The 19,482-nt window shown below is 64.8% G+C and carries 18 protein-coding genes; 16 read left to right on the top strand and 2 right to left on the bottom strand.

Features of this window, described 5'->3' with window-relative positions; translation table 11 throughout:
- Positions 1-128 precede the first annotated feature (128 nt).
- A complete protein-coding gene (locus ACFPB1_RS10380) occupies positions 129-866 on the top strand; it encodes a class I SAM-dependent methyltransferase (RefSeq protein WP_379224759.1) in 738 nt (245 codons plus the stop codon).
- An 80-nt stretch (positions 867-946) separates the two neighbouring features.
- On the opposite strand, the gene ACFPB1_RS10375 is transcribed toward ACFPB1_RS10380, so the two are convergent.
- Complete coding sequence (locus tag ACFPB1_RS10375; protein WP_379224757.1) at positions 947-2,182, bottom strand: MFS transporter; 1,236 nt, start codon at positions 2,180-2,182, stop codon at positions 947-949.
- Positions 2,183-2,262: 80 nt separating this feature from the next.
- Entirely contained in the window at positions 2,263-3,150 is an 888-nt protein-coding gene (locus ACFPB1_RS10370) for a helix-turn-helix transcriptional regulator (protein WP_379224755.1), read from the bottom strand.
- A 182-nt stretch (positions 3,151-3,332) separates the two neighbouring features.
- Here ACFPB1_RS10370 and ACFPB1_RS10365 point away from each other — a divergent pair, with 182 nt between their 5' ends.
- From ACFPB1_RS10365 to ACFPB1_RS10295, 15 genes are all read left to right on the top strand, one after another.
- Entirely contained in the window at positions 3,333-4,160 is an 828-nt protein-coding gene (locus tag ACFPB1_RS10365; RefSeq protein ID WP_379224753.1) for a phytanoyl-CoA dioxygenase family protein, read from the top strand.
- Between the two features lie 220 nt (positions 4,161-4,380).
- A complete protein-coding gene (locus ACFPB1_RS10360) occupies positions 4,381-4,866 on the top strand; it encodes a GNAT family N-acetyltransferase (RefSeq protein ID WP_379224751.1) in 486 nt (161 codons plus the stop codon).
- A 302-nt stretch (positions 4,867-5,168) separates the two neighbouring features.
- Positions 5,169-5,966: a phosphonoacetaldehyde hydrolase gene (phnX, locus tag ACFPB1_RS10355; protein WP_379224749.1), complete on the top strand. Its 798-nt coding sequence runs from the start codon at positions 5,169-5,171 to the stop codon at positions 5,964-5,966.
- Positions 5,966-7,135, top strand: coding sequence for a 2-aminoethylphosphonate--pyruvate transaminase (gene phnW / locus ACFPB1_RS10350; protein ID WP_379224836.1), 1,170 nt, complete (start codon positions 5,966-5,968; stop codon positions 7,133-7,135). Before phnX ends, phnW begins: the two co-directional genes overlap by 1 nt.
- A 594-nt stretch (positions 7,136-7,729) precedes the next feature.
- On the top strand, positions 7,730-9,799 hold the full coding sequence (locus ACFPB1_RS10345) for a bifunctional aldolase/short-chain dehydrogenase (RefSeq protein WP_379224747.1): 2,070 nt from the start codon (positions 7,730-7,732) through the stop codon (positions 9,797-9,799).
- Positions 9,800-9,932: 133 nt separating this feature from the next.
- The gene (locus ACFPB1_RS10340) at positions 9,933-10,310 is read left to right on the top strand and encodes a sensory rhodopsin transducer (RefSeq protein WP_379224745.1); all 378 of its coding nucleotides are present in this window, start codon (positions 9,933-9,935) and stop codon (positions 10,308-10,310) included.
- Positions 10,311-10,329: 19 nt separating this feature from the next.
- Positions 10,330-11,613, top strand: a complete 1,284-nt coding sequence (rhaA, locus tag ACFPB1_RS10335; RefSeq protein ID WP_379224743.1) for an L-rhamnose isomerase — start codon at positions 10,330-10,332, stop codon at positions 11,611-11,613.
- Between the two features lie 110 nt (positions 11,614-11,723).
- Complete coding sequence (locus tag ACFPB1_RS10330) at positions 11,724-13,196, top strand: rhamnulokinase (RefSeq protein ID WP_379224741.1); 1,473 nt, start codon at positions 11,724-11,726, stop codon at positions 13,194-13,196.
- Positions 13,197-13,278: 82 nt separating this feature from the next.
- A complete protein-coding gene (locus tag ACFPB1_RS10325; protein ID WP_379224739.1) occupies positions 13,279-14,049 on the top strand; it encodes a DeoR/GlpR family DNA-binding transcription regulator in 771 nt (256 codons plus the stop codon).
- Between the two features lie 282 nt (positions 14,050-14,331).
- Entirely contained in the window at positions 14,332-15,225 is an 894-nt protein-coding gene (locus ACFPB1_RS10320; protein WP_379224737.1) for a phosphotransferase enzyme family protein, read from the top strand.
- Between the two features lie 152 nt (positions 15,226-15,377).
- Positions 15,378-16,106, top strand: coding sequence for a (Fe-S)-binding protein (locus ACFPB1_RS10315; protein ID WP_379224735.1), 729 nt, complete (start codon positions 15,378-15,380; stop codon positions 16,104-16,106).
- Between the two features lie 5 nt (positions 16,107-16,111).
- Entirely contained in the window at positions 16,112-17,632 is a 1,521-nt protein-coding gene (locus tag ACFPB1_RS10310) for a LutB/LldF family L-lactate oxidation iron-sulfur protein (RefSeq protein WP_379224834.1), read from the top strand.
- Positions 17,625-18,356, top strand: coding sequence for a LutC/YkgG family protein (locus ACFPB1_RS10305; protein WP_379224733.1), 732 nt, complete (start codon positions 17,625-17,627; stop codon positions 18,354-18,356). Before ACFPB1_RS10310 ends, ACFPB1_RS10305 begins: the two co-directional genes overlap by 8 nt.
- 22 nt (positions 18,357-18,378) lie before the next feature.
- Positions 18,379-19,092 carry a FadR/GntR family transcriptional regulator gene (locus tag ACFPB1_RS10300; RefSeq protein WP_379224731.1) on the top strand — a complete coding sequence of 238 codons (714 nt, stop codon included), beginning with the start codon at positions 18,379-18,381 and terminating at the stop codon, positions 19,090-19,092.
- A 174-nt stretch (positions 19,093-19,266) separates the two neighbouring features.
- Positions 19,267-19,482, top strand: a complete 216-nt coding sequence (locus tag ACFPB1_RS10295; protein ID WP_379224729.1) for a hypothetical protein — start codon at positions 19,267-19,269, stop codon at positions 19,480-19,482.

Here is a 19,482-nt window from a genome sequence, read left to right as displayed (position 1 = left end):
CGCATCCCGTCTATCGTGCGCGGCATCGCCGAGCATGCTCCAAAGGCGCCTTTCCTCAGCGGAAAGGTGCCTTTGGTTGATTTTGGGAAGAGAACCCCGGTACACTGGGGGCAGGAGGTGGACGCGAAATGAAGCAAAACAAATACGACGATCCCGGATTCTTCGCGAACTACAGCCAAATGCCGCGTTCGGTCGGCGGGCTCGAAGCCGCGGGGGAATGGGAATCGTTCCGCCCGATGCTGCCGGAGCTGGCGGGCAAGCGGGTGCTCGACATCGGCTGCGGCTTCGGCTGGCACTGCCGGTACGTACGCGGGCAGGGCGCGGCGTCGGTCGTCGGCATCGACATCTCGGAGAACATGCTGGCGCGTGCCCGGGAGCTGACGGAGGACCCGACGATCACGTACCGCCGTCTGGCGATCGAAGACCTCGACTACCCGAACGGCGCATTCGACGTCGTCGTGAGTTCGCTCGCGCTGCATTATATCGCACGGTTCGACGACGTCTGCCGGACCGTGCACCGGCTGCTCGCCGCGGGCGGAAGCTTCGTATTCTCCGTGGAGCATCCCGTGTTCACAGCGCGGGCCGCGCAGGATTGGCATTACGGTCCCGGGGGCGAGAAGCTGCATTGGCCGGTGGACCAGTATTACGAGGAAGGACTGCGTGAAGCGCGGTTCCTCGAGAACGACGTCATCAAGTACCATCGCACGGTGTCGACGATGCTGAACGCGCTGATCGAAGCGGGCTTCCGCATCCGGAAGCTGTCGGAGCCGCAGCCCGCGGCGGAGCTGCTGGCGGAGAACCCCGCGATGCGCGACGAGCTGCGCCGGCCGCTCTTCCTGATGGTCGCGGCGGACCGGCTCGACTAGAGCAGGCAGCATAAAAAGACCAGCCCCGGACGATCTCTCCATCGGATCGCCCGGGGCTGGTCATGTTCATGCGCTCGTGCTTACGTATGCAGCGTTTCGCCCGTCCGCGCGGCGGCCTCGGCGGAGCCCCGCCGGTTGACGGCGCCGTGCGCGACGAACGAGCCGACGGCCATCGCCGCCGTGACGACCGCGAGCCAGGCGACCGGCGTCAAGCCGCCGCCGTCGTAGAGGCCGCCCATCACGTAGGGGCCAACGACCCGTCCCGCGGACCCGATGCCGCCGGCCAGCCCGAGGTAGAACGGGGCGTGCGCGCCGCCATTCTCGCTCAGGAAGGCCGGGATCGCGGGCGCGATCAGCATTTCGCCGAGCGTGGTGAGGAACATGCCGAGCACCATGCCCGGAAAGCTGTGCGTCGCCAGAATCGCGGCGAAGCCGGCGAGGTAAAAGACCGCGCTCGCCGTGAGCTGCGCTTTGACGGTGCCGGCGGCGAGCCGCTTGATGAGGCTCGTCAGCGGCTGCGCGACGAAGATCAGGATGCCGTTGAACGTCCAGAGGAAGCCGTACATCTGCTTGGACATGCCGTGCTCGATGATGAACGGCGACACGCCGGTGTTCCAGATGCTGTTGCCGAGGTTGATCAGCATGCCGCCGAGCGCCATGAACAGGTAGAGGCGGACGTCGGTCAGCAGCGTCCAGACGCCCGCTTGCGCGGCGCGCTTCTTCGGCAGGCCGCTTCCGGCTGCGGCGCCGCCGGCCGAGCCGACGCGGCCGAGATAGAGCAGGAAGAACAACGCGAACACCGCCGCCGTCACGCCGTTCAGCACGAAGCTGAGCGAGTAGGACACCGCGGCGAGGAAGCCGCTGAGCGCGGTGCCGACCGCCACGCCGATGTTGTTGGCGACGTAGATGACGTTATAGAGCTCGCCGCGCCGATCCGCGAACCGGAATCCGACGAACGCCTGGATGGCCGGCATCGACAGCGCGTTGAACAAGCCGATCAAGCCCATGAGGACGATGAAGGCCGACCAGGCGTGGCTGATCGCCGGCAGCAGGAACAGGCCGGCCGCGTTAAGCGCCAGCGAGCCGATAATGAGCCGCTTCACGCCGATGCGGTGGTACAAGGCGCCGCCGAGCAGCTGGCCCGCGATGCCGCCGATCGATTGGATGAGGATGACGAGCCCGGCGTCGGCCATGCTGCGCCCGAGCTCGTCGAAGACGAACATGGTGATGAGCGGCCACATGAGCGCGCTGCCGATCGCGTTGATCAGGCTGGCGAGCAGGAACACTTTGATTTCTTTAGGATAAGCGGCAAGCATATGATGGACACCCCCGATGCGTTGAACAAAGCTGACAAGCTTCTATTATAGCGCATGCGGACGTACAACTGTCGGATAAATTAATTTTTTAAATCGGCATCCTGCGCGGAACGCCACCTCGTCGGGGACGCGCCGACGTATTTCTTGAACAAGGTCGCGAAATGCTGGCTCGTCTTGTAGCCGAGATCCATCGCTACGCCGGTGACGCTGCTCTCCGGCCGCCGCAGCAGCTCGCAGGCGCGAGCCATGCGGAGCCGGTCGACGTAGCTCGCGGGCGATTGGCCGTGCAGCTCCTGGAACAGCCGGTAAAAATGCGATTCGCTGACGCCGACCCGCGCGGCCAGCTCCTTGTTGGTCCAGCGCCGTTCCGGCTCCGCTTCGAGGTCGGCGGAGAGCCGCAGCATCGCCTCGCGCAGGTCGAGCGGAAGCTGGCGGGCGGCCGGCGGATCGAGCAGCTGCAGCAGGATGTCGAGCAGGTAGTGGCGCGCCCGGAACAGGTCGTCCGCCGTGCCGTGCTCGAGCACCCCGCGCAGCTTGGCGAACGGCTCGCGCGCGCGCAGATCCGCGGTCACGATGCGCGGCAGTACGCTCAGCGCCGCGCCGATCCGGGCGCGGTCGGCCTCGCCGAAGCCGAGCCAGCCCGGCAGCTCGGCCGGATCGACGACGATGATCCACCAGATGATGGACGGCTCCATGTAGCGGAACCGGGCCCGGTGCCATTCGCCCGGCTTCGTATGGAAGAACTGGCCGGCATGCGACGGATACAGCGCGTCGCCGACCTCCCACGTCACCCGGCGGCTCTCGACGTAGACGAATTCGTAGCAGCGCTCGTGGCGGTGGTCGGAGAGCGGCGTCGCCTCCGTCAGCCGGTCGTAGCCCATCATTTCCAGCTCGGGGAAGCCGGCGAACGCGCCCGAAGCGCTCCATTCGTGCTCCCAGCGCGCGGAATCGGTCTTGCCGCGGGACATAGCGGATCAGCTCCTATCGGTGGTTTCTCCTCGTGCTTCAACGTCCGGATTTGTTTCTGATCGTCTCGATGTTTCTAATCCTATTGGATAGGTTTCCGGAAGTCAACGCGCCGGGTTGTTCCCTACAATGAAGCTATCGAACGAAGCAATTCCATCCGCGAAACGAAAGAGGGACGACGAACATGGGCGTAATTCCGTATCAGGTGACCGAAGAGGACAAGAAGCGGTTCGACGAGGACGGCTACTGGATCAGCCCGAAGCTGCTGGACGACGAGACGATCGGGCGGCTGCGGGAAGCGCACGAGCGCATCTGGAGCAGGAAGTACGACGGATACGGCCTGCCGATGCACCACTTCACGCTGTCCGACAACCCGCACGCGCTGCGCAAGTTCGATAACGGCTGGTGGATCAACGACGAGGTGCGCGCCGTGGTGACCGACCGCAGTCTCGGCGAGATGGCGGCTTCGCTCTTGAACGAGGATGCCATTCGGCTGTGGCACGACCAGGTCATCTACAAGCCGGGGACGAACGGCCAGGAGACGAGCGCCGGCAACGTCGGCTGGCATCAGGATTACGGGTATTGGCGCGTCAGCAGCACGACGAACATGGTCACGGTCTGGATCGCGCTGCAGGACACGGACCTGTCGAACGGCGGCATGATGACGATTCTCGGTTCGCATAAATGGGGGGCGGTGGAAGGCAGCGACACGTTCTTCGAACAGGACATGAGCAAGCTGAAGGCGAAGTTCGCCAAGCGCGACTGGGTCGAGGAGCCCTGTATCCTGAAAGCGGGCCAGGCGAGCTTCCACCATGCGCTGACATTCCACGGCTCGGGGCCGAACCTGTCAAGCGAGCCGCGGCTGTCGGTCGTCGCGCATTTGATGCCGGGCGATACGTATTTCCGCGGCGGCCGGTTCAAGCACGACAATCTCCGCCTGCTGGGCGCGCGTCCGGAGCCGGGCATGCGCTTCGACCGCGAGGAATATTTCCCGCTGCTGTACGCGAAATAACGGTTGCGCGGGCAGCGCATAAACGTCGAACGCCTAACGCCGTTCCCAGGGGGGACGGCGTTTTGCTCGCATGATGAGGATGCCTGGATTCGGCCGCATGAAGATCGATTGCGTGTGATCGGCTGCTTGGCGTGCAGGGCGGCGCGATTCGGGTTGCTTTGGACCGCGGTCCGTGCATGCTCTATAGAGATAGCAACCGAGGATGAAGGGGATGGCGCACATGGACATGATAAGGCCGATATCGTTGACGGACCCGGCGGCGGTCCGAGAGCTGCTTGAAGTTCAGCGGGCGGCGTATCGAATCGAGGCGGAGCTGATCGGCTTCGACGCGATTCCGGGGCTGCGCGATACGGAGGAGACGCTGGGGGCGTGCGGCGAAACGTTTTACGGCCGCTACGAGTCGGGCGCGTTGGCCGGGGCGATCTCGTTCAAGACGGACGCGGATGTCGTCGATATTCACAGGCTCGTCGTGCACCCGGCCTGGTTCCGGAAGGGCATCGGCGAAAGCCTGCTCCGGCACGTGCTCGCGCAGTACGCCGGGCGCGTGGAGCGCTTCCTCGTGGCGACGGGCGCCGCGAATCTCCCGGCGCTGCGGCTGTACCGCAAGCTGGGCTTTGCGGAGTCGCGGACATTCGAGCCCGTGCCGGGGCTCCGGATCGCGGAGCTCGAGCGGCGAGGCGGCGAGCCGGGGGCGTTTGCCCGTTAGCCGCGTTGTTCGGAGAACCGGCATGCGGGGAGTTGTAGACTAGCCTTTGCGCGCGGACGCAAAGGCTTTTTTTCGCGACCAATGGGGGGCGAAAGTGTGGGGCAAAAAGCATGGCTATAGAGGATCATTTGAAATTTGTATTGGAAAAACAACATAAAACAATTAAAATAAATAAACAAACAAAATTTTAATCTGCTTTTTATTCTGGGTTTACATTGTTCTATTATGCTGATGTTGATCTTGAAGAGAGAGAGAGACGCGCAGGTTTGGCCAACGAGAGAACATGAAGGAGTGATGGACTGATGATTCAAGCAGTAATGCTGGATTGGGCGGGCACGATGGTCGATTACGGCTGCTTCGCGCCCTTAAACGCATTCGTGGACGTCTTCGCCCGCAGAGGCATCGAGGTCACCGCGGAGGAAGCCCGCGGACCGATGGGGATGCTGAAGCGCGATCATATTCAAGCCATGTGCCGGATGGAACGCATCGCAGGCCTCTGGGAGAGCCGCTTCGGCGCGCCGCCGGCGGAAGCCGACGTGGACGCGCTGTATGCGGACTTCGAGCCGATGCTGTTCCGCACGCTGAAGGACTACGCGACGCCCGTGCCCGGCGCGGTCGAGCTGGCGGCCCGATTGCGCGGGCAGGGCATCAAGATCGGCTCTACGACCGGTTATACCCGGGCCATGATGGACGTCGTCTGCCCGAGCGCGGCAGCGCAAGGGTACGCGCCGGATTATCTCGTGACGCCGGACGAAGCCGGCGCCGGCCGGCCGTATCCATGGATGATTTACCGCAACGCGGAGCACCTCGATGTCTATCCAATGCATCATGTGGTGAAGGCGGGCGATACGGTCAGCGACATGCAAGAGGGCGTGAACGCGGGCTGCTGGACCGTCGGCGTCATTCTCGGCGGCAGCGAGCTCGGCATGACGGCAGCGGAAGCGGACGCCTGCGAGGCGGGTGAGCTGCAGGCGCGCAAAGACGCCGTCGCCAAGCGGCTGCGGGAAGCGGGCGCCCACTATGTGATCGACCGGATCGGCGAGCTGGACGGCCTGATCCCGCAGCTGAACGCGCGAATCGCGGGAGGGGAGCGCCCATGATGCGCGATGCCGCGAACGGACCGGCGCCGGCGAGCGGCGAGGAGCACTCCGAGGCGCAGGAAGGGCGCGCGCCGCAGCGGCCCTACCTGCTGTTGACGCCGGGACCGCTCACGACCTCCGACACTGTCAAGGAAGCGATGCTGCGTGACTGGTGCACGTGGGATCAAGATTATCATTCGCTCGTGCAGAGCATCCGCCGCCGGCTCGTCCGGCTGGCCACCGCCGCCGCGCCGGACGCCTATACGGCCGTCCCGATGCAGGGCAGCGGCAGCTTCAGCGTCGAAGCGGTCATCGGCACCGTCGTTCCGAAGGACGGCAAGCTGCTCGTGCTGGCGAACGGCGCGTACGGCCAGCGCATCGCGCAGATGGCCCGCATCTACGGCATCGCCTTGTCCATGCTGGAGTTCGACGAGACGGACCGCGTCGAACCGGCAGCGGTCGAGCGGCGCCTCGGCGAAGAACCGGACATTACCCATGTCGCGGTCGTGCACTGCGAGACGACGACCGGCATGCTGAACCCGATCGCGGAGATCGCCGCGATCGTCAAACGCCGCGGCAAGACGTACATCGTGGATGCGATGAGCAGCTTCGGCGGCATCCCGATGGACGTGCACGAGCTGGGCATCGACTACTTGATCAGCAGCGCGAACAAGTGCATTCAGGGCGTGCCGGGCTTCGGCTTCGTCATTGCCCGCATCGGCGCGCTGGCGGCATGCGAAGGCCAGGCCCGTTCTTTGTCGCTGGATCTGCACGGCCAATGGGCAGCGATGGAAGCCGGCGGCGGCAAATGGCGATTCACGTCGCCGACGCACGTCGTGCGGGCGTTCGATCAGGCGCTGCGCGAGCTGGAGCAGGAAGGCGGCGTCGAAGCGCGCTGCCGCCGCTACCGGGGCAATCAGCAGCTGCTGGCCGACGGGATGGACAGGCTCGGCTTCCGTTCGCTGCTCAAGCAGGACGTCCAGTCGCCGTTCATTACCGCGTTCTACTATCCGCCCGCGGAGGGCTTCAGCTTCCAGCGGCTGTACGACCGGCTGAAGGAGGCGGGCTTCGTCATCTACCCGGGCAAGCTCAGCGCCGCGGATACGTTCCGCATCGGCAACATCGGCGAGGTGTACCGCGCGGATATCGCCCGGCTGCTGCAAGCGATCGAGGAGCTGCGTTTCTGGTAGCCCGGACCAGCGTGCGGCATTCGCGGCATTCGCGGGATTCGCGGAGCCCGCGGACCGTCCTTGCGGCGCCGCCGGCGAAGTATGCGGGTCATGCGCGGGCCGTGCCGCTACGCGCGGTCGAGCCGAAGCAGGCGCCGCTTGAGCAGGATCTGCCGCCGGAGGATCAGGAAGATGGGCACGTAGAGGAGCGCCGAGTACCACCATGGCGCGGTGTATGGCTTACTCGCAGCCGCCCATCCTCATCTAAACCACCTCGCGCTCCCCTAGACGCCACGCAAGTCAAAACGCACCTGTCAGCCTTAACCGGCCGGCAGGTGCGTTTTTGGCGTGCGGGTCAGCAAGGTTATTCCCGCGCCTTAGGCCGGCCGGCCGCGCGCGCGTGGACGCCGCGGGAGCGGGGCTCCCCCGCCGCCACCGCCAAGCGGGGCCATCGAATCAGCTTGGGGCGGATATCGGCTCGCTTTCGCTCTTTCTTTGCATGCGATCTAGGACTGAAATCATTTTGTTTTTGTTTGAAAATGTATATTCAAACACAAACAAACATGCTAAACTGGGCTCAACCGCAAATTATCCTACTCATTCGGAGGGAAACAAATGGTACAAAGCTTATGGGATCACGTGAAGGCTTCGGAGCAGCGGGACGGTCTCGCGCAGCTCGTCTATCGCTCCAACCTCATCGGCGCGGACCGGCGCGTCTGCAACTGGGGCGGCGGCAACACGTCCGCGAAAACGACGGTCACCGACTTCCGCGGCCGCGACGTCGAAGTGATGTATGTGAAAGGCAGCGGCTCCGACCTCGCGACGATGAAGGCCGGCAACTTCACGGGGCTGCGCCTCGAGGACATCCGTCCGCTGTTCGAGCGCGACGCCATGACCGACGAAGAGATGGTCGCGTACCTCGGGCACTGCATGATCGACGCCAAGCACCCGCGCGCGTCCATCGAAACGCTGCTGCACGCCTTCCTGCCGTTCAAGCACGTCGACCATACGCATCCGGACGCCATCATCAGCCTCTGCTGCGCGGATAACGGCAAGCAGCTGGCGAAGGAGATTTTCGGCGACCGCTTCGTCTGGGTGCCGTACGTGCGTCCCGGCTTCGCGCTGTCCAAGCTGATCGCGCAGGGCGTGCTGGGCAACCCGCAGGCCGAGCTCGTGCTGATGGAGAAGCACGGCCTCGTGACGTGGGGCGAGACGAGCGAAGAGGCGTACGCGCAAACGATCAAGATCATCAACGAAGCGGCAGCGTTCATCGAAGCGCGCGTGAACGAAGCCAAGCTGTTCGGCGGTACGAAGCACGCGGCGCTGCCGGCCGACGACCGCAGAAGCCTGGCCGCGCAGGTCATGCCGACGATCCGCGGCGCGGTCAGCGGCGCGAAGAAGATGATCCTGACGTTCGACGATGAGGCGGACGTGCTGGCGTTCGTCGGCGGCGCGGATTCGGCCGCGCTGTCGCAGGTCGGCGCGGCTTGCCCGGACCATCTCGTGCACACGAAGGTCGTGCCGCTGTTCATTGACTGGACGCCGGACGCGAGCGACGCCGAAGGGCTGAAAGCCATTCTGAAAGAGAGCGTCGCGGCGTATAAGAAACAGTACGAGGCCTATTTCGAGCGCAACAAGAACGAAGGCGACGTCATGTTCGAGGCCGCGCCGCGCGTCATCCTCATTCCGGGCGTCGGCATGATCAACACGGGCAAGAGCTGGGCCAACGCCAAGGTCAGCGGTGCGCTCTACCACCGCGCGATCGCGGTCATGCGGGGGGCCACGGCGCTCGGAAATTTCGTGTCCCTGAGCGAGAACGAATCGTTCAACGTCGAGTATTGGCCGCTCGAGCTGTATAAATTGTCGCTTGCGCCGGCGGAAGCGGAGTTCTCCCGCAAGATCGCGTTCATTACCGGCGGCGCCGGCGGCATCGGCAGCGAAACGGCCCGCCGTCTCGTCTCCGAAGGCGCGCACGTCGTGCTGGCGGACCTGAACCTGGAAGGAGCGGAGCGGGTCGCCGGCGAAATCAACGAGAGGCACGGCGAAGGCCGCGCGCTCGCGGTGAAGATGGACGTGACGAGCGAGGAGGCGGTCATCGCCGCGATCGCGGAGACGGCGCTCGCCTACGGCGGCCTCGACATCGTCGTCAACAACGCCGGCCTCGCGACGTCGAGCCCGTTCGGCCGGACGTCGCTGCAGGAATGGAACCTGAATATCAATGTGCTCGGGACCGGCTATTTCCTCGTGGCGCGCGAGGCGTTCAAGCTGATGCAGGAACAGGCGATCGGCGGCAACATGGTGTTCATCGGCTCGAAGAACTCCATCTACGCGGGCAAGAGCGCGTCGGCTTACAGCTCGGCGAAGGCGCTCGAAGCGCACCTCGCGCGCTGCATCGCGGCGGAGGGCGGCGAATTCGGCATCCGCGTCAACACGATTTTGCCGGACGCGATCCTGCAGGGCTCCGCGATCTGGAACAGCAGCTGGCGCAACGAACGCGCCGCAGCCTACGGCATCGAGCCCGACCAGCTGGAGGAGTATTACCGCAAGCGCACGACACTGCTCGTCAACATCTACCCGCGCGACATCGCCGAAGGCATCGCGTTCTTCGCCTCGTCGAGGGCGGACAAGACGACAGGCTGTATGCTGACGATCGACGGCGGCGTGCCGGCAGCGTTCACGCGATAAGCCATTCCGCGCACGTCGTTCACGCGAAAAGCGATCCCGCGCTCGGCATTCATGCGCGAAGCCGCTATGCAGGCGGCTTCGCGGGCGGGAATCGTTCAAGACCATTTTCATATGACGAGAGGAAGTGCGGAGCATGTACCAAGCAAGAGGCGAGAAGCATTGGATCATCCCGGACGGCTTTATTCCGCCGACGAGCGCCGAGGGGAGCGCGTACGAGAGCCACGAATCCATCTGCGTGCTGAACTGCTCCTCCGAGGAGGCGCTGCTGCGGTTGACGATCTTTTTTGAAGACCGCGAACCGCTCGAGAATATTCTGGCGGTCGTCCCCGGCCGAAGAACGAAGCATATCCGCACGTCCACCCTCTCGGCTACAGGAGCGTCCATTCCGCCGGGCGTTCCTTACGCGATCGAAGTGCTGAGCGACATTCCGGTCATCGTGCAGTACAGCCGGCTGGACGCCACGCAGGCGGCCAACGCGCTCATGTCTGTCATGGCTCATCCTATCAAATAAGAGCGAAGGAGCAATGAACATGGACCAACGCATTATCGCGAATTACGAAGCCGCCAAGGCGCTGTACGCGGAGCACGGCATCGACGTCGACGCGGCGCTCGAGAAGCTCGCCGGGATCAAGATCTCGATGCACTGCTGGCAAGGCGACGACGTCCGCGGTTTCTTGAACAAATCGCAAGCGCTTACGGGCGGCATCTCTGTCACGGGCAACTACCCGGGGGCCGCAGGCACGCCGGAGGAGCTTCGCGCCGATTTGGAGAAAGCGTTTTCCCTAATTCCGGGCAAGCATAAGGTCAGCCTGCACGCGATTTACGCGGATACGGACGAGAAGGTGGAGCTCGACCGGATCGAGCCGAAGCATTTCGAGTCTTGGGTCGACTGGGCAAGGGAGCAGGGGCTGGGCCTCGACTTCAACCCGACCTGCTTCTCGCACCCGAAGTCGGCCGACGGCTTCACGCTGAGCCATCCGGATCCGGACATCCGCCGGTTCTGGATCGACCACTGCAAGGCGGCCCGCAAGGTCGGCGCCTACTTCGGCGAGCAGCTCGGCCAAACCTGCGTGACGAACGTGTGGATCCCGGACGGCTTCAAGGATGCGCCGGCCGACCGCCTGGCGCCGCGCGCGCGGCTGAAGGACGCGCTCGACGAGGTATTCGCGGAGGAGCTGAACCCGGCGCATAACCTCGACGCCGTCGAGAGCAAGCTGTTCGGCCTCGGCTCCGAGGCGTACGTCGTCGGCTCGCATGAATTCTACATGGGCTACGGCATCGCCAACAACAAGCTGATCTGCCTCGACGCCGGCCATTTCCATCCGACGGAGGTTATCTCGAACAAGCTGTCCGCGCTGTCGCTCTTCGCGGACGGCATCCTGCTGCACGTCAGCCGTCCGATGCGCTGGGACAGCGACCACGTCGTGACGTTCGACGACGAGCTGATCGAGATCGGGCGCGAGCTCGTCCGCGGCGATCTGCTAGGCAAGACGCATATCGGCCTCGATTTCTTCGACGCCAGCATCAACCGCGTGGCGGCGTGGGTCATCGGCACGCGCAACACGATCAAGGCGCTGCTCCGCGGCTTCCTGGATCCCGTCGAGGCGCTCCGCCAGGCGGAGAACGAGTTCGACTTCACGACGCGCCTCGCGCTGCAGGAGGAGTTCAAGTCGTATCCGTTCGGCGCGGTATGGGACTACTACTGCGCGCAGCAGGGCGTGCCCGTGCGCGAAGCGTGGCTCGCCGAGGTCAAGGCGTACGAGAAGGACGTGCTGCTGAAGCGCGGCGCGCAGGCGGCCGTCGCGAACAACTAATCGGGCACGATCGGCTTCAGCAAATGCGATAACGATCGCCAATTTAGAAGAAGCGAGTTCGCCGAAGAGGGCCGCGGCCCTCTTCGGCACGACATCGGGAGGGTTGCCGCTTGCCGAGCATACTGGCATACGATCTCGGCGCGAGCAGCGGCAGGGCGCTGCTCGGCCGATTGAACGACCGCCTCATCGAGGTGGAGGAGATTCACCGCTTCGGCAACGATCCCGTCGCGGTGGGCGACCGCCTGCAGTGGGACATCCTCCGCTTGTTCCACGACATCAAGCAGGGGCTGCTGAAGGCGAAGCATGCCGGCGAGGAGCCGGTCAGCCTGGGCATCGACTCGTGGGCCGTCGACTTCGGCCTGATCGGCCGGAACGGCGAGCTGCTCGGCAATCCGTACCATTACCGCGACCGCCATACCGACGGCGTCATGGAGCGGACAATGGCGCGGCTGACGCCCGAGCGGATCTTCGGCCGGAGCGGCATTCAGTTCCTGCCGTTCAATACTATCTATCAGCTCGCGGCCTTGAAGGAGGCGGATTCCCCGCTGCTGGAGCAGGCGAAGCGGCTGCTGATGATTCCGGACCTGCTGCGCTACTTCCTCACGGGCGAGATGCATAGCGAATTCTCGAATGCGACGACGACGCAGCTGTACAATCCGCTGCTCGGCGGCTGGGACGGAGAGCTGATCGCGGAAATCGGCGTATCGCCGGCGCTGTTCGGTCCGGTCGTGCAGCCGGGCACGCGGGTCGGGGCGGTTCGCGGCTCGCTGCGGGAGGAGCTCGGCGTAGGCGCGGTGCCGGTCTACGCGGTCGCGGAGCACGACACCGGCTCCGCCGTCGCGGCGGTGCCGGCGCTGGAGCGAGATTTTGCCTACCTCAGCTGCGGCACGTGGTCGCTCATTGGCACCGAGGTCGACCGCCCGGTCATGGGCGAGCTGGCCCGGGAGCTGAATTTCACCAACGAAGGCGGCGTGAACGGGACGTTCCGCCTGCTGAAGAACATCATGGGGCTGTGGATCCTGCAGGAGAGCCGCCGGACGTGGGAGAAGGCGGGCCTGACGCTCGGCTTCCCCGAGCTGGTGCGGCTGGCGGAGCAGGCGCCGGCGTTCGGCGCGTTCATCGATCCCGACGATCCGGCGTTCCTGCACCCCGGCGACATGCCGGCGCGCATCGCGCGCTACTGCGCGGATACGGGTCAGAAGGCGCCGGGAACGCCCGGCGGGATCGTCCGCTGCATCCTCGAAAGCCTTGCGCTCAAATACCGTTATGTGCTTGAATTAACGGAGCGGCTCTCGAACAAGCGGTTCGGCGGCCTCCACATGGTCGGCGGCGGCATTCAGAACGCGCTGCTGTGCCAATGGTCGGCGAACGCGATCGGCAAGCCGGTATGGGCCGGTCCTGTCGAGGGCAGCGCGCTCGGCAACCTCGCGGTCCAATGGATCGCGCAGGGCGAGTTCGCGGACATCTGGGAAGCGCGCAGGGTCATCCGCGACTCATTCCCGGTGACGGCGTACGAGCCGCGGGACGGCGCGGCCTGGGACGAGGCGTACGGCCGGTTCCGCGCGCTGGCGGGCTTGGCGTAACGGCTTGGCGCGGGCTTCGCGCCAAGCGCTTTATATCCGTTTTATATCATTACTATTTCGTTAGATGCGGGAGAGATCGACAATGCTGGTTGCGGAACGCTATGAGATGATCGTTGGGCTGGTGAATGAACGGGGCAGCATCCGGGTGACGGAGCTGAGCGAGCTGTGCCAGGTGACGGAGGAGACGATCCGCCGCGACCTGGACCGGCTGGAGCAGGCCGGCCGGCTTCGCCGTTCTCATGGCGGCGCGGTCAGCGTGAAGGACCTGCCGCAGCAGCAGCAGCCGGAAATTCCGTACGCAGAGCGCGAGATCGCGCACGCGGAGGAGAAGCGGCGCATCGCCGAGGAGGCGGTGAAGCTGGTCCGTCCGAACGACCGGCTGCTGCTCGACGCCAGCTCGACCGCCTGGTACATGGCGTCGTATCTGCCGGATATGTCGCTGACGGTGCTCACCAATTCCATCAAGGTCGCGGTGGAGCTGAGCAGCAAGGAGCGCATCGAGGTCATCTCGACGGGCGGCCTGCTGGCGCAGCGCTCGCTCTCCTACGTCGGCCCGCTGGCGGAGCGCTCGCTCGACGCCTACCATGTCGACAAGGCGTTCTTCTCCTGCAAGGGCGTGCACTTGGAGCGCGGGATCAGCGAGGCCAACGAGCTGCAGGCGCGCATTAAGCAAAAGATGCTCGGCATGGCCGACGAAGTCGTCCTGCTCGCCGATGCCAGCAAATTCGGCGTGCAGGCGTTCACGCAGGTCGCGGAGCTCGGCGACGTGGACGCGATCGTCACGGACAAGCGAGTCTCCCCGGAGACGCTCGCCTCGCTGGCGGAGCGGTCGATCGCGGTCCGCATCGTGTGAGCGGCCGGCGTCCGCGGGGCGGGAGACGGGCCGGGAGCGGGAGAAGCCGCTCGGCGGCCGTAACCGCCCAACCATACGAAGCGTCCTATACCATGAGTAAGCCAACACGGAGCAGCCGATCGCCGCGATCGGCTGCTTTGTTCGTTAACGCCGCGCGGCCGTTCGGCGAAGCGGCCGGACGTTCTTGCCGGCAAGCGGAAGGATTAGCGGCTTAGGAGTCGAACTTTAGGTTTAGCATGAGACTTGCAGAATCCGGAAGCCGTGGGCGAGAGGAGGAAGTTGATGGATCAAGCGTCTGAAACGGGTATGCCCGGCCAAGAGGTGCTGGAGCGGTTCAACGTCCAGTCGGCCGTGCCGCTGGGCGGGCGGCTGAACGTTCACTGGCAGGTGGCGTCGGGACACGAACGGCTGGTGCTGCGCCGCTGGTCATCGGCGACCGCGCGGGAGGCTATCGACTATGAAGTGCGTCTGCTGGCAAGGGTCGCCGCGCTCGGCTGGCCGGTCGCGCCCGTCGTCGCAGGACCGCTCGAGGTGCAGGGGGAGACGTGGAGCCTGCATCCCTTCCTGCCCGGAGATCCGCCGGCCGGGGATGGCGGCGATGCGGAACGGCGGGAGCGGGGGCGGCTGCTGGCCCGGCTTCATGCCGATCTTGCCAAGCTTGACGGCATCGGGCAGCGCGCCGGCTGGCGGCGATGCGAGGAGATTCTCGGCGACGAGACGCTGGACCGCGTGCTGGCGGAGCAGGAGCGCAACCGTCCGGAGGAAGTCCGGATAGTGCGCTGGCATCTCGAGCGTGCGCGCGACCGCGCGGCTGGGCTGCGGCTTCGGGCCCGCCCGGGCATCGTCGTGCACGGCGACTTCACGCCGTGGAATTTGCGTTTCCAAGACGGCAAGCTGACGGGGATTCTGGATTTCGAGCTTGCGCACTGGGATCACCGGGTCGGCGATTTCGCCTTGTCGTGGCGCGGACGGTACGACGAGGTCGTATACGGGTACGACGAGGTGTCGCCGCTCGAGCCCGAGGAGTGGGAGCTGCTCACGCCGATGTGGTGGGCGGGACTCATCGAGCTTGCCTGCCGCCATCTGGCGGAAGGCACGCGGGACGACGGCTGGATCGTCAACAAATTGCTGGTGCGTTCGCCTTTGATGGGGCGGGATGCCGCGGCGTACCCCTAAGCGAAGTTTCCGGCAAGGACAGGTTGTACCAACGATGCGGCCGCAAGGAAGGCGAAAAATAGGCGCTTGCGGACCGCATTTTCTATTGTCAAGTTGTCTGATAACCTGATAAAATAATCGTCATAGACCATCGAAACGAGGTGCCGGCTGAGGTGAAAGTGTCATTATTCATAACGTGCTTGAGCGATGCGCTGTACCCGCGCGTCGGGGAAGCCATGGTGCGGCTGCTGGCCAAATACGGCGTCACGCTCGAATTTCCGGCCGTGCAGACATGCTGCGGGCAGCCGGCGTTCAACAGCGGCTATTGGAAGGAAGCGCGCGAGGCCGCGCAGACGATCATCGCCGCGTTCGAGGACGCCGATTTCGTCATTTCTCCTTCGGGCTCCTGTACCGGCATGATCCATCATTATCCGAAGCTGTTCGAGCACGATCCCGTCATGCTGGAGAAAGCGCTTAAGCTGCAAGAGAAGTCCTACGAATTCACGCAGTTTCTCGTGCAGGTGCTCGGCGTCACGGACGTCGGGGCGCATTTTCCGCACAAGGTCACGTACCATCCGTCCTGCCACGGCAGCCGCCTGCTCGGCGTGAAGGAGGAGCCGCTGCTTCTGATGGAGCGGGTGAACGGGCTCGAGCTCGTGCCGCTGCCCTTCGCGAACGACTGCTGCGGCTTCGGGGGCACGTTCGCGATCAAAATGTCCGATATTTCGGGCGCGATGGTGACGGAGAAGACCGATCACGTGCTGGAGACGGAAGCCGAGGTGCTCGTCGGGCTCGACATGGCGTGCCTCATGAACATCGCGGGCAATTTGCGGTACCGCGACAAGCCGGTGCGCGTCATGCATCTGGCCGAACTGCTGTACGAAGGGGTGAAGGGCGCATGAGCGGCATGGGAACGCAGGCGGGCGGCGGGACTGTCAAGGAGCGCGCGGGGCTGGCGCTGAACAACGATTTTCTGCGGAAAGCGGTCAAATTCACGACGGAGCGGCTGCGGAGCGGCAAGGAGAACGCGGCGGCCGAGCACGGCAACTGGGAGGAATGGCGCGAGCGCGGCCGGCAGATCCGGCTGCATACGATCGCGCATCTCGATTATTACCTCAACCTGTTCGCGGACAACGCGCGGGCGAACGGCGTGCACGTGCATTTCGCCGATACCGCGGCCGAGGCGGTCCGCATCTCGCTCGATATCGCCAAGCACGCGGAGGCGAAGTCGGTCGTGAAGTCGAAGTCGATGGTGACTGAGGAGCTGCACCTCAACCACGCGCTGGAGGAGATCGGCGTCGAGGCGATCGAGACGGATCTCGGCGAATACATCATCCAGCTGGCGGGCGAGACGCCGTCGCATATCATCATTCCGGCGATTCACAAGAACCGCTATCAGATCGCGGAGCTGCTGTCGGCCGATGCGGGCGAGACGCTGGCGCCGGACACGCAGGTGCTGGCCGGCTTCGTGCGCCGCAAGCTGCGGGAGAAGTTCCTCGAAGCGGACATCGGCATGACGGGCTGTAACTTCGCGATCGCCGAGACGGGCTCCATGGTGCTCTTCGAGAACGAAGGCAACGCCCGGATGGTGTCGACGGTGCCGAAGACGCAGATCACCCTGATGGGCATGGAGCGCATCATTCCGTCCTGGTCGGATCTCGAAGTGATGGCGACGCTGCTGCCGCGCTCGGCCACCGGCCAGAAGCTGACGGTGTACATGTCCGGCATTACCGGCCCGCGCCGCGAGGCCGACGCCGACGGGCCGGAGGAGATGCACATCATCATCGTCGACAACGGCCGTTCGCTGCAGCTCGGCGATCCCGAATTCCAGGAGCTGCTCAACTGCATCCGGTGCGGCGCCTGCCTGAACGCTTGCCCGGTCTACCGGCACATCGGCGGCCATGCGTACGGCGGCACGTACAGCGGCCCGATCGGCGCGGTGCTGACCCCCGCGCTGCAGAAGAACGTCGCCGAGTGGGACGACATCGCGAACGCGTCGAGCCTGTGCGGCGCCTGCTACGAGGCATGCCCGGTGAAGATACCGCTGCACGAGATGCTGATCTACCTGCGCCGCCGCAAGCTCGAGGCCGGCCGGGGCGACAAGCTCGAGGCGCTCGGGATGAAAGGCTTCGCCGCCGTCGTCTCGAACGCGAAGCGCTACGGCGCGGCGCTGAAGCTTGGTCAGCTCGGCCAGCGGTTCGTCGTGAAGGACGGCGGGATCCGGACGAAAGCCGGGCCGCTGAAGGGCTGGAACACGTACCGGGTCGCGCCGAGCCTGGCGAAGCGGTCGTTCCGCCAGCAGTGGAAGACGATGGAGGAAGAAATCCGCCGCGGTCTGCAGGAGATGGATCCAGCGATGAAGAGCCGCATGGAGCGGATCGTGCAGGAACGAAATACAAGCAAAGGAGGTCGCGGACATCATGGCTAATACGGACGAACACCGGGCGTGGCTGGCTGAGCTGGACGCGCGGTCGCGGGAGAAGCAAGCAGGCTTCATCGGCGGCATTTCCGCCAAGCTGCGGCGGCCGCGCGCGGCGGAGCCGCCGGCGCATCCGTTCCGCGGGGCGCCGGACTTTTGGAACGGCTTCGCCTGGCCGCTCGAGGAGCGGATCGAGCGGTTCCGCGCGAACTTCAAGGCGGCCGGCGGCCATACGGAGCGGCTCGCGACGATGGAGGACGCGCGCGCGTTCATCGCCGGCAAGGCGGCGGAGATGGGCGCGAAGCACGTCATCCGCCAGAACCAGCCGGAGCTGAACGCGCTCGGGCTGGAAGACGCGATGCCGGACGCTTCATTCGCGGTCTGGAACAGCGACCCGCAAGAGCAGTGGAAGGCGCGCGCGGCGGAAGCGGACTTCGGCATCGTCGTCGCGGATTACGCGGCGGCGTATACCGGCTCGATCGCGGTGCTGTCTTCGAAGGACAAGGGCCGCTCCGTGAGCCTGCTGCCGACGGTGCTCATCGCGATCATTCCGGTCGAGCGGCTGCACACGCGGCTCGGCGAAATTCTCGTGAACTTCGACCGCGCGGGCCGCGGCAATCTGCCCGCCGGCATTCACTTCATCTCCGGCCCGAGCCGCTCGGCGGACATCGAGAACGATCTGACGATCGGCGTGCACGGCCCGGGCATCGTGTACGCGCTGATCGTCGGGTAACGGGAAGGAGAGGAGCTTCGGCATGGAAATCACCCGTTTGTCCAAACGCAACCATTACGAGGAGATTGCCGAGCAGCTGAAGCGGCTGATCCTGGACGGCAAATGGAAGGTCGGCGACAAGCTGCCTTCGACGAAGGAGATGTCGGAGCAGTTCGGCGTCGGACGGTCCACGACGCGGGAGGCGCTGAGCGCGCTGAAAGCGATGGGCTATATCGAGATTCGCCAGGGCGGCGGCTGCCGCGTAATCAGCGCCGCCCCGGCGCCGGCGCTGGTCGAGCTGCCCGAGCTGCAGGCGCTGCGCATGAACCGCGAGACGCTGCTGGAATTGCTCGAGGCGCGGCACGCGCTGGAGGTGGCGAACGCCTCGATCGCCGCGGAGAAGGCGACGGAGGACGACCTCGCGGTGCTTCGCGGACTCGTCCGGGAGATGGAAGCGGCGATCGGCGACGACCTCGAGGGCGAGCGGACGGACCTGCAGTTTCATCTGACGCTGGCGAAGGCGACGCGCAACTCCATCATGCTGCGGCTGTTCGAATCGATCGTCGGCCAGCTGGAGTCGGTCATCCGCGACATCCGGCGCGTGGAGATTTACGCCAACCGGTCCGTGGCGGAACGGCTGTACCGCGAGCATCTCGCCATCTTCGAAGCCGTCTCTGCCCGCGACGCAGCGCAGTCCAGCGAGCGGATGAAGGCGCATCTGGCGCACGTGGTTGACGATTTGCTGCGCGTGCTTTAGAACCGTCAGGGAGACTCGCTCCCGAACAAGCGGCGGCCGGTAGAGTACGCCAAATGATGCCCGCTCGGCAGGTTGCCGGGCGGGCACCTTTCTTTTTTACGGGTTGACGGGAGACTTCGGATAGAGCCGTATCGGGAATCGAATACTACCGAAAACGTCGGAAAGGTGATTCGTTTGAAGCAGCTGCTCGTTTTCGTGTTGTTATTTCTCCTCGTCTACGCGCTCGATACTTGGCTGGATGTTCTGCAAGGGTTCGGCATTTTCGAAACGTGGCATGCGTTGACCAAAATCAAATATCGAAGCGGGATAGAAGACTATTTACTCGGCCTCGTATTTTTGCTGCCGCTTCTGATTTCCTGCGCCAAGCGGATGTTCCGGAAGCGTATGTAG

Origin of the sequence: Paenibacillus sp. GCM10023250, from assembly GCF_042653205.1 — a bacterium.
In the GTDB taxonomy this organism is placed as follows: domain Bacteria; phylum Bacillota; class Bacilli; order Paenibacillales; family Paenibacillaceae; genus Paenibacillus_Z.
The sequence above is the reverse complement of the archived record's forward strand: the minus strand, read 5'-3'. Positions and strand labels throughout refer to the sequence as shown.